The organism is Saccharopolyspora karakumensis, from assembly GCF_004349225.1.
In the GTDB taxonomy this organism is placed as follows: Bacteria; Actinomycetota; Actinomycetes; order Mycobacteriales; family Pseudonocardiaceae; genus Saccharopolyspora; species Saccharopolyspora endophytica.
In genome coordinates this window covers 35718-44897 of record NZ_SMLA01000054.1, presented here as the reverse complement: position 1 = coordinate 44897, position 9180 = coordinate 35718, and the positions used below count along the sequence as shown (strand labels likewise).

12 protein-coding genes are annotated in these 9180 nt (G+C 71.4%); 8 read left to right on the top strand and 4 right to left on the bottom strand.

Annotated features, from left to right (window positions below):
• Positions 1-1397 (bottom strand): non-homologous end-joining DNA ligase LigD (gene ligD, locus E1202_RS25700; RefSeq protein ID WP_132685705.1); only part of this gene is annotated, 1397 nt, incomplete at its 3' end.
• Between the two features lie 123 nt (positions 1398-1520).
• Between ligD and E1202_RS25695 the strand changes: the two genes are divergently transcribed.
• The gene (locus tag E1202_RS25695; protein WP_132685704.1) at positions 1521-2039 is read left to right on the top strand and encodes a VOC family protein; all 519 of its coding nucleotides are present in this window, start codon (positions 1521-1523) and stop codon (positions 2037-2039) included.
• Positions 2040-2119: 80 nt separating this feature from the next.
• The gene (locus E1202_RS25690; RefSeq protein ID WP_132685703.1) at positions 2120-2872 is read left to right on the top strand and encodes a lipoate--protein ligase family protein; all 753 of its coding nucleotides are present in this window, start codon (positions 2120-2122) and stop codon (positions 2870-2872) included.
• On the opposite strand, the gene E1202_RS25685 is transcribed toward E1202_RS25690, so the two are convergent.
• Genes E1202_RS25685 through E1202_RS25675 form a run of 3 tightly spaced genes read right to left on the bottom strand, consistent with a single transcriptional unit; the run spans position 2862 to position 4392 of the window.
• On the bottom strand, positions 2862-3512 hold the full coding sequence (locus tag E1202_RS25685) for a zf-HC2 domain-containing protein (protein ID WP_132685702.1): 651 nt from the start codon (positions 3510-3512) through the stop codon (positions 2862-2864). The two genes, E1202_RS25690 and E1202_RS25685, sit on opposite strands and share 11 nt — an antisense overlap.
• Entirely contained in the window at positions 3509-3994 is a 486-nt protein-coding gene (locus E1202_RS25680) for a sigma-70 family RNA polymerase sigma factor (RefSeq protein WP_235879010.1), read from the bottom strand. The genes E1202_RS25685 and E1202_RS25680 overlap by 4 nt, the downstream gene beginning before the upstream one ends.
• 23 nt (positions 3995-4017) lie before the next feature.
• Positions 4018-4392: a hypothetical protein gene (locus E1202_RS25675; RefSeq protein ID WP_132685700.1), complete on the bottom strand. Its 375-nt coding sequence runs from the start codon at positions 4390-4392 to the stop codon at positions 4018-4020.
• 120 nt (positions 4393-4512) lie between these two features.
• Here E1202_RS25675 and E1202_RS25670 point away from each other — a divergent pair, with 120 nt between their 5' ends.
• From E1202_RS25670 to E1202_RS25645, 6 genes are all read left to right on the top strand, one after another.
• Positions 4513-4941 carry a Rieske (2Fe-2S) protein gene (locus tag E1202_RS25670; RefSeq protein ID WP_132685699.1) on the top strand — a complete coding sequence of 143 codons (429 nt, stop codon included), beginning with the start codon at positions 4513-4515 and terminating at the stop codon, positions 4939-4941.
• Positions 4942-5120: 179 nt separating this feature from the next.
• Positions 5121-5321: a heavy-metal-associated domain-containing protein gene (locus E1202_RS25665; protein WP_132677730.1), complete on the top strand. Its 201-nt coding sequence runs from the start codon at positions 5121-5123 to the stop codon at positions 5319-5321.
• A gap of 29 nt (positions 5322-5350) precedes the next feature.
• Positions 5351-7579: a heavy metal translocating P-type ATPase gene (locus E1202_RS25660; protein WP_132685698.1), complete on the top strand. Its 2229-nt coding sequence runs from the start codon at positions 5351-5353 to the stop codon at positions 7577-7579.
• A gap of 91 nt (positions 7580-7670) precedes the next feature.
• Positions 7671-7907: a hypothetical protein gene (locus E1202_RS25655; protein ID WP_235879009.1), complete on the top strand. Its 237-nt coding sequence runs from the start codon at positions 7671-7673 to the stop codon at positions 7905-7907.
• Positions 7908-8031: 124 nt separating this feature from the next.
• Complete coding sequence (locus E1202_RS25650) at positions 8032-8451, top strand: CBS domain-containing protein (protein ID WP_132685696.1); 420 nt, start codon at positions 8032-8034, stop codon at positions 8449-8451.
• Between the two features lies 1 nt (position 8452).
• A complete protein-coding gene (locus E1202_RS25645; RefSeq protein ID WP_132685695.1) occupies positions 8453-9109 on the top strand; it encodes a response regulator in 657 nt (218 codons plus the stop codon).
• Positions 9110-9180: the final 71 nt, after the last annotated feature.

Sequence of the window (9180 nt, the reverse complement as noted above, 5' to 3'; positions counted from 1 at the left end):
GGTCGGGCGCTGTAGGGGGCGACCAGCGTCTTGTTGAGGACGTTCTGCGTGTAGTCGAGCCGCGCCAGGCCACGCCGGTCGGTCTTCGTCCACGCCCAGCTGACGAGTTCCGGGACGGTGTTGCCGACCGCGCGCGACACCTTCTCCACCCACGCCCGGGTCTCGGCGTAGGTGTAGCGCGGCTCGATCGGGACCCAGATCTGGATGCCGCGCTGGCCGGTCACCTTCGGTTTCGCGACGACGCCCAGGTGATCCATCGCCGCCCGGTGCAGCCTCGCCAGCGTCAGCACCTCGTCGAAGCTCGTCTGCTCGCCGGGGTCGATGTCGAACAGCGCCCAGCTCGGATGTTCCACGTCGCTGGTCGGCGAGGTCCACGGGTGCAGTTCGAGCGCGGCGTAGTTGGCCAGCCAGGCGAGCGCGGCGGGGCTGTCCGGGACGATGTAGCGCTGCACGTCGTCGGCGTCGGCGCCCGGGTACTCCCAGGTGGACAGCCACTCCGGGGCGTGGCCGGGCGCCTGCTTGTGCCAGAAGCCGGGGGAGTCCACGCCGTTGGGGAAGCGGTGGCTGTTGAGCGCCCGGCCCACCAGGTACGGCAGCATCACCGGCGCGATCCGCGCGTGGTAGGCGACCAGCTCGCGCTTGGTGATCGGCTCCTCGCCGTCGCGGCCCGGGAAGAGGACCTTGTCGAGGTTGGTCAGGGAGATCCGGTGGCCCTGCAGGTTCCAGGTCCCCTTGGACTTGAGCCCTTCCAACTCGGCGAGCTCGGAATCGGTCGGCGGTTCCCAGCTCGGGCGCAGCCGGATCTCGGCCTGGTCGGCGGGCAGGTCCCCGCGCCACATCGCCTCCGGGGCGGCGGCGACCTCCTCGTTGGTGCGGCCGCTCTTGACCGACCTCGGGTGCTGCTCGGGATCCCAGCCGTCCTCGGCGTGCTCGTCGCGCTTGTGCAGCAGCAGCCACTGCTTCTCGCCGCGCCGGACCAGCACGAACCGGCCGCGCAGCTTCTCGCCGTGCAGCTCGAAGTGCAGGGTGCCGGCTTCGAGGGCGGCGGCCGTGTCGTCCTCGCCCGGCGTCCAGGTGCCGCGGTCCCAGACGATCACGTCGCCGCCGCCGTACTCGCCTGCCGGGATGGTGCCCTCGAAGTCGGCGTACTCGAGCGGGTGGTCCTCGACCTGCACGGCCATCCGGCGCACCGCCGGGTCCAGCGTCGGCCCCTTGGGCACCGCCCAGCTCAGGAGCGCACCGTCGAACTCCAGCCGCAGGTCGTAGTGCCTGCGGCGAGCGCGGTGGCGCTGCACGACGAAGCGGTCGCCGGTCCCGGTGGTGCCGTCGCCGCGGGGCTCGGCGGTGCGCTCGAAGTCGCGCATCCGCCGGTAGGTCGCCAACCGGCCTTCGTTCACGGGTTCAGCCTGACACGGGCGGGCGCAGGTCAGCGCGTCGTGACGAGCGGTTCGCCGGAGTTCGGCTGATCGCCGGGGAACCGGGATGGACTAAGATTGGTTGAAAGTGAAAGGAGTTTGACCATGCCGCAGCCGCAAGGGGCCGAGCTGGAGGCCATCCGGGCCCGCCGCGACGAGCTTCGCGACCAGTACCTGATGCCCGGCGGGAAGCGCCTGGCGCCGACCGTCAAGGGCTTCCACCACGTCGCGCTGATCTGCAAGGACGTCGAGGAGACCATCCGCTTCTACCAGGAGCTGCTGGGCTTCCCGCTGGTCGAGCTGGTGGAGAACCGCGACTACGCCGGTTCCAGCCACTTCTTCTTCGACGTCGGCAACCGCAACCTGCTGGGGTTCTTCGACTTCCCCGGCCACGACCACCCGCCGTTCGAGGAGACGATCGGCGCGGTGCAGCACATCGCGCTGTCCACCGACGCCCAGAACTTCGCCGCCGCCCGCCAGCGACTCGATGAGGCCGGCGTCGGCTACGTCGGTCCGGATCGGGGCATCGACGACAGCCTCTACATCCGCGACCCCAACGGGATCGGCCTGGAGTTCTACCGCGAGGAGCTCGCGGTGTTCAACGGAACCCCGCTGCTGGACTGACGGCTGGGCCGCGTCCAGCGGAGGTCGGCCGCCCGGTTTCCGCTGCGATCGCGGAGTCGTGCGCTGCGTAGACTGTCGCCGTGGATGTGTTGCGCGGGGCGTTGGGCGTGGGCGGGGATCAAGCGCTGGAGGTGGCCACGGCGCACGCGATGCTGCGGCGGATCAGCGCGGGTGAGACCGGGGCGGCGCTCCGCGTCTACCGGCCCGAGGCGCGGGTGGTGGCCTTCGGCCGCCGGGACAGCCTCCTGCCGGGGTTCCCCGACGCCGTCGCCGCCGCGCACGACGCCGGGTTCACGCCGGTGCTGCGGGCGCCCGGGGGACGGGCCGTGGCCTACACCGAGAACTCGCTGGTCGTCGACCACGCCGGGCCCGACCCGGGACGGCTGGCGGGCTTGGAGGAGCGGTTCGTCGGCTATGCCGAGCTGTGGTCCGAGATCCTCGCCCAGCACGGCATCGACGCGCAGGTCGGGGCGGTGCCGGGGGAGTACTGCCCCGGCGCGCACAGCGTCAACGCCCGGGGGCGGGTGAAGCTCGTCGGCACGGCGCAGCGGATGGTGCGCGGCGCGTGGCTGTTCAGCGCGGTGGCGATCCTCGATGACGCGGACGTGCTGCGACCGCTGCTCACCGAGATCTACCGCGCACTGGACCTGCCCTTCGACGACGACTCGGTCGGCTCCCTCGCCGATGAGGCCCCGGGTCGCTCGCTGGAGGGCTTCGAGGACTCCGTCCTCGCCGCCTACGACCAGCGCTACGGGCTCGAACCGGCGGCGCTGCCGGAGGAGCTGCTGACCCGCGCCAAGGGGCTGGCCGAGGACCACCGCGTCACCGGGTGACGGGCAGCGTCAGCATCGCCGGGCCGTTGGGGGTGCGCAGCTCCAGCGACCGGATGTCGCTGCGCCGCACCGGTGTCGTCACCTTGAGCACGGCGTTGTTGTCGGGCATCGCGAACCACCGCGCCAGCACCTCGCTGGTGCCGTCCCGGCGCACCACGACCAGCACGTAGTCACCGCCGCGCCGGCCCTCGTACTCGCAGTCCACGTCGACCCGCGTTCCCGAGCGCAGGTCGCGGAGGTTGACGCTGGCCGCGACCGGGTAGGCGCCCAGCGCGGTCATCTCGGTGCCCGGCCCGGTCTGGGCGAGCTCGGTGGACAGCACCAGCGCCGCGCACGCGGCCACCGCCACCGCGGCGGCCGAGACCGTCCCGGCCAGGCGCCGCGTCCTGCTCCGGCGGACCTCGGCGAGCAGGGTGGGCAGCGGGTCCGCGGGGCCGGTCCCGGCGTCGAGCGGGGCGGGATCTGCCCGGGCGAGGAGTCCGGGCAGACCGGCGAGCTCGCCGACGGCGGCCGCGCAGGTCTCGCAAACACCGAGGTGCCGCTCGAACTCGGCGCGGTCCTCCGGGGACAGGGCGCCGAGCACGTAAGCGGCGTCGAAGTGGGCGAACTGATCGCCCTGCGGGTCTCGTCGCCGGCTCACCGCGTCACCCCTCTCTCCTCCAGCGCCAGGCGCAGCGCGCGCAAGGCGTAGTGCGTGCGGGACTTGATCGTCCCCTCCGGGACGCCGAGGCGTGCGGCGGCGTCGGCCACCGACATGCCCTGGTAGAAGCACAGCGCCAGGACCTCGCGGTGGCGGGTGCTGAGCTCGGCGATCGCGTCGGCGACCAGCCAGCCCTGCACGGCGCGCTCGGTGGCGTCGTCGTTGATCTGCTCCGGGGGAGCCTCGGTCATGATCTCCGCGCGCGAGGTGCCGGAGCGCCACTCGTCTATGGCGATCCGCCGGGCCACCGTCAGCAGCCACGAGCGGGCGGAGCGCTCGGACTGGTCGAGGACCTTCGGGTGGCGCCAGGCGCGCAGCAGGGTCTCCTGCACGACGTCCTCGGCGTGGGCGCGGTCGCCGTTGGTGAGCTCCAGCGCGTAGGACCGCAGCGCAGCCGCGTGCTGGTCGTGCAGCACGCGCATCAGCTGCGCCTCGGGGCCGTCGGTCACACCGCGGCCCGGGTGCGGTCGCGGGTGAGCAGCAGCGCGGTGCCGAACACCACGCAGCCGAGTTCGGTGATCACGCCCCAGGCCTCCTCGCTGGTGGCGAACTGCTCCTGCACGCCGAAGAAGCCGACGGTCAGCGACAGCGTGTAGGCGGCGAGGGTGGCCAGACCGAAGCCGATGGCGGCGATCGCGGGCAGCGGTGAGCGCCAGACGAGCACGGCGATCGCGATCACCACCCCGGCCACGACGTTGACCAGGAAGGACGGGCCGACGACGGCCATGTCCTTGGCCCAGTCCTGCCACACCACCCAGTGCACCCACGCCGAGCCGAGCAGGCCCAGCGCCACCAGTGCTCGCAGTATCCAACCGACCATCGCCGCGCTCCTAGAGCCGCCGGAACATCCGTGTACGCGAGTGAACACGCGGAGTCGGTGCGTTCGGTTCAACGTCGAACGGAATTGAACCGATCTCGCCGGACTCTCGTGTTCGAGCGCATGACAGATGAGACACGCTCCCGCCGTTCCGTTCTCGCTGCCGGTGGCGCCGTCGCCGGTGTCGCCGCCCTGTCGGCCTGCGGTGCCGAGCCCGCGCCGCAGCAGCCCGCCCCGGACCAGCCGCCCGCGCCGTCGGGGCGGTCGCTCACCCCGCTGGCCGCGGTACCTGTCGGGGGTGCGATCCCCGTGCCGGCGCCCGATGGCAGGCAGGCCATAGTGGCCAGGCCGGACGACTCCGCGGTGGTGGCCTTCGACGCCGCCTGCACGCACAAGGGTTGCCCGGTCAAGCCCGAGGGCGCGGAGCTGAAGTGCCCTTGCCACGGTTCGGTCTTCGACGCCCTGTCGGGTTCGGTGAAGAAGGGTCCGGCGGACCGCCCGCTGGCCTCGATCCCCGTTCGGGTGGAGGGCGACCAGATCGTCACCGCCTGAGTCCGGGCGTGGAGCCGGGCGTCATCGACTCCCGGCTCCACCGCAGGTGACGTTACCCCTGAGGGGTATTCTGAATTCACGTCGGACCTCGCTTGAACAGGTACCCCCTGGGGGTATAGATTCGAGGGTGTCGGCGCGACGCGTCGGCGTGCGACCCGCGAACCGAGAGGGATGGACCGATGAGCGAGACGACCTACCACGTGACCGGAATGACCTGCCAGCACTGCGTGGCTTCGGTGACCGAGGAGGTCGGCGCCATCGACGGTGTGACCGACGTGAAGGTCGACCTGCCCAGCGGCGCGGTCACCGTCGTCGGCAGCGCGCAGGAGGCCGCGGTGCGCGCGGCTGTCGAAGAGGCCGGCTACGAGCTGGCCTCATGACGGACCGGACCGGCGCGAAGGGAACTGGCATGACCACGGTAGAGCACTCCGCAGACCGGACCGTCGAGCTGGCGATCACCGGTATGACCTGCGCTTCGTGCGCCAACCGCATCGAGCGCAAGCTCAACAAGCTCGACGGCGTCGCCGCCAGCGTCAACTACGCCACCGAGAAGGCGCAGGTCTCCGCGCCCGACGGCCTGGACCCGCAGCGGCTGGTCGAGGTCGTCGAAGCGGCCGGTTACGGTGCCGCTCTGCCCACCGCGGAGCCCGAGCAGGAGGAACCGGCCGACGCGCTGCGGCAGCGGCTGCTCGGATCGCTGACCCTGTCGGCGCCGGTCGTGGTGCTGGCGATGGTGCCCGCGTGGCAGTTCACCTACTGGCAGTGGATCTCGCTGGTGCTGGCCGCGCCGGTGGTGGTCTGGGGCGGGTGGCCGCTGCACCGCGCGGCGTGGCTGAACCTGCGGCACGGCGCGGCGACCATGGACACCCTGGTGTCGATGGGCACGCTCGCGGCGTTCCTCTGGTCGCTCTACGCGCTGCTGTTCGGACACGCGGGCATGCCGGGCATGACCCACCCGTTCGCGCTGACCATCGAACGCGGCGATGCCACGAGCTCGATCTACCTGGAGGTCGCCGCAGCGGTCACCACGTTCGTGCTGGCCGGGCGCTACTTCGAGGCGCGCGCCAAGCGTCGAGCCGGAGCCGCGCTGCGGGCGTTGCTGGAACTGGGCGCCAAGGACGTGGCCGTGCTGCGCGACGGCGAAGAGGTCCGGGTGCCCACGGCGCAGCTGACCGTCGGCGATCGCTTCGTGGTCCGCCCCGGCGAGAAGATCGCCACCGATGGCGTGGTCGAGGAGGGCGGTTCGGCCGTCGACGCCTCGATGCTCACCGGTGAGTCCGTTCCGGTCGAGGTCGGCCCAGGTGACGCGGTCGTGGGCGCGACCGTCAACGCCGGTGGCCGGCTGGTCGTGCGCGCCACCCAGATCGGGGCCGACACCCAGCTGTCGCAGATGGCGCGGATGGTCGAGGAGGCCCAGACCGGCAAGGCGCAGATCCAGCGGCTCGCCGACCGCGTGTCGGCGGTGTTCGTGCCGATCGTGATCGGTCTGGCGCTGCTGACCCTGCTGGGTTGGCTGGTGGCCGGGCAACCGATGACGGCGGCGTTCACCGCCGCGGTGGCCGTGCTGATCATCGCCTGCCCGTGCGCGATGGGATTGGCCACGCCGACCGCGCTGCTGGTGGGAACCGGTCGCGGCGCGCAGCTGGGCGTGCTCATCAAGGGCCCGCAGGTCCTGGAGTCCACCCGCCGGATCGACACGGTCGTGCTGGACAAGACCGGAACCGTGACCACCGGGAAGATGCAGCTGCTCGACGTGCACACCGCCGAGGGCACCGATCGCGACGAGGCGCTGCGGGTGGCCGGAGCCGTGGAGAACGCCTCCGAGCACCCCATCGCCCGCGCCATCACCACCGGCGCGCGCGACGAGGTCGGTGAGCTCCCGGAGGTCGTGGAGTTCGCCAACCTGGAAGGGCTCGGCGTCCAGGGGGTGGTCGAGGGTCGGGCTGCGCTGGCCGGTCGCGCGGCGCTGCTGGAGCAGTGGGGCCTGCACCTCGACGGACCGCTCGCGGAGTCCAAGGCCGCGGCCGAGTCCGAGGGCAAGACCGCGATCGCGGTGGCCTGGGACGGCGCGGTGCGCGCTGTCCTGGTCGTGGCCGACACGGTGAAACCGACGTCGCAGCAGGCGATCTCGCAGCTGCGGGAGCTCGGCCTGACCCCGGTCCTGCTCACCGGCGACAACGCGGCGGTGGCCGCCGCGGTCGCCGCGCAGGTCGGCATCGACGAGGTCATCGCCGAGGTCATGCCCGCCGACAAGGTCGAGGTCGTCAAGCGCTTGCAGCGCGAGGGCAAGGCGGTGGCGATGGTCGGCGACGGCGTCAACGACGCCGCGGCCCTGGCGCAGGCCGACCTCGGCCTGTCGATGGGAACCGGCACCGACATCGCCATCGAGGCCGGTGACCTGACGCTGGTGCGCGGTGACCTGCGCGCCGCGGTGGACGCGATCCGGCTGTCGCGGCGCACGCTGACGACCATCCGGGGCAACATGTTCTGGGCGCTGGCCTACAACGTGGCGGCGCTGCCGCTGGCCGCGGCCGGGCTGCTCAACCCGATGATCGCGGGTGCGGCGATGGCGTTCAGCTCGCTGTTCGTCGTCGGCAACAGCCTGTGCCTGCGTGGCTTCCGCACCACGGCGCGATAACCGGCACTCGCCGCGCACGACGCCCACCCGGTCCTTGATCGGGTGGGCGTTTGCGCGTGCCGGGCTTGACCGGGTGGGGTGCAATGGGGGCATGGCGGAATTCACCACAGCAACCCTGCAACCAGGGCAGATCGAGTCCAACGACCAGGGCGAGCGCATCGGTAGGTCGGCCGGTGGGCGGCTGGTCCAGCTGCGTCGGCGGCGCGCCGACCGCGGGTTCGTCGTCACCGTGGACGCCGAGCCGCGTGCGGAGGTTCCGGCGGAGGTGCTCACGCTGGAGTGGGCCGCCGCCAACTCCGCGTTCGACCGCCTGATGCACGAGTACTGAGCCCGGAGCGCCCGGCGTCGCCCCGGCGCCGGTTCTGCGGATTCGGCATCCGATCACGCGGGTTTCGGTCTCCGGGGCCTCGGGTAGTGCGGGAACATCCCCACAACGAAGAGGAGGCCGCATCATGACCACGGCACGCGACATCATGCATCCCGGTGCGGAATGCATCGGGGAGAACGAGACCCTCTTCAAAGCTGCGCAGATGATGCGCGATCTCGACGTCGGTTCACTGCCGATCTGCGGGCAGGACGACCGGCTGCACGGCATCATCACCGACCGCGACATCGTGCTCCGCTGCTGCGCGGAGGGCCGCGACCCCTCTCACGTCAAAGCGGGCGAGTTGGCGCAGGGAGCGCCACACTGGATCGATGCGCGTTCGGACGTCGACCAGGTGCTGACCGTGATGGAAGAGCACAAGATCCGCCGGGTACCGGTGATCTCCGACCACCGGTTGGTCGGCATGATCAGTCAGGCCGACCTCGCCCAGCACATCGGCGATGACCAGCTCGCGCACTTCGTGGAGACCATCTGCGCCGGGAAGTGAGATGACCACAAGGGTGTTCGTGGTCGATGACCACGACGTGATCAGGCGCGGCATCGCCGCGCTGGTGGATGCCGAGCAAGACCTAGAATTGGTGGGAGAGGCGGGCAGCGTGGCCGAGGCGCTGGCCTGGGTGCCGAAGAGCAACCCCCAGGTGGCGGTGCTCGACGTGCGCCTGCCCGACGGCAACGGCGTCGAGCTGTGCCGCGAGCTGCGCTCCCAGCTGCCGGAACTGCGTTGCCTGATCCTGACCTCGTTCGACGATCACGAGGCCCTGATGGACGCGATCATGGCCGGTGCCAGCGGTTTCGTGCTCAAGGGTGTGGTCAGCCAGGAGCTGGTCAGCGCGCTGCGCACGGTCGGTGCGGGCAAGTCGCTGCTGAGCCCGCAGCGGACCGAGGCCATGCTCAACTGGCTGCGCAAGGAGCAGGAGAGGGCCGATCCGCTGCGGGAGCTCACCGCCCGCGAGCGGCAGGTCTTGGAGCTCATCGGCGAGGGCATGACCAACCGCGAGATCGCCGAGCGGATGGTGCTGGCCGAGAAGACCATCAAGAACTACGTCTCGCAGATGCTGGCCAAGCTGTCGATGCGGCACCGCAGCGAGGCCGCGGTGCTGGCCACCGAACTGCGGCTGGACCGCGATTCCCGCAACAAGCACTGAGGCGCCGACGGCGGGAGGAGGGCGTCGATGTCACAACCGCCGGACCGCGATGACGCCGAACAGGTGCTGGA

Excerpts from the sequence above, each read along its gene's own strand:
- E1202_RS25665 (WP_132677730.1), top strand. The coding sequence starts at position 5,121 with ATGAGCGAGACGACCTACCACGTGACCGGAATGACCTGCCAGCACTGC.
- E1202_RS25660 (WP_132685698.1), top strand. The coding sequence starts at position 5,351 with ATGACCACGGTAGAGCACTCCGCAGACCGGACCGTCGAGCTGGCGATC.
- E1202_RS25695 (WP_132685704.1), top strand. The coding sequence starts at position 1,521 with ATGCCGCAGCCGCAAGGGGCCGAGCTGGAGGCCATCCGGGCCCGCCGC.
- E1202_RS25655 (WP_235879009.1), top strand. The coding sequence starts at position 7,671 with ATGGCGGAATTCACCACAGCAACCCTGCAACCAGGGCAGATCGAGTCC.
- E1202_RS25670 (WP_132685699.1), top strand. The coding sequence starts at position 4,513 with ATGACAGATGAGACACGCTCCCGCCGTTCCGTTCTCGCTGCCGGTGGC.
- E1202_RS25675 (WP_132685700.1), bottom strand. The coding sequence starts at position 4,392 with ATGGTCGGTTGGATACTGCGAGCACTGGTGGCGCTGGGCCTGCTCGGC.
- E1202_RS25680 (WP_235879010.1), bottom strand. The coding sequence starts at position 3,994 with ATGCGCGTGCTGCACGACCAGCACGCGGCTGCGCTGCGGTCCTACGCG.
- E1202_RS25650 (WP_132685696.1), top strand. The coding sequence starts at position 8,032 with ATGACCACGGCACGCGACATCATGCATCCCGGTGCGGAATGCATCGGG.
- E1202_RS25645 (WP_132685695.1), top strand. The coding sequence starts at position 8,453 with ATGACCACAAGGGTGTTCGTGGTCGATGACCACGACGTGATCAGGCGC.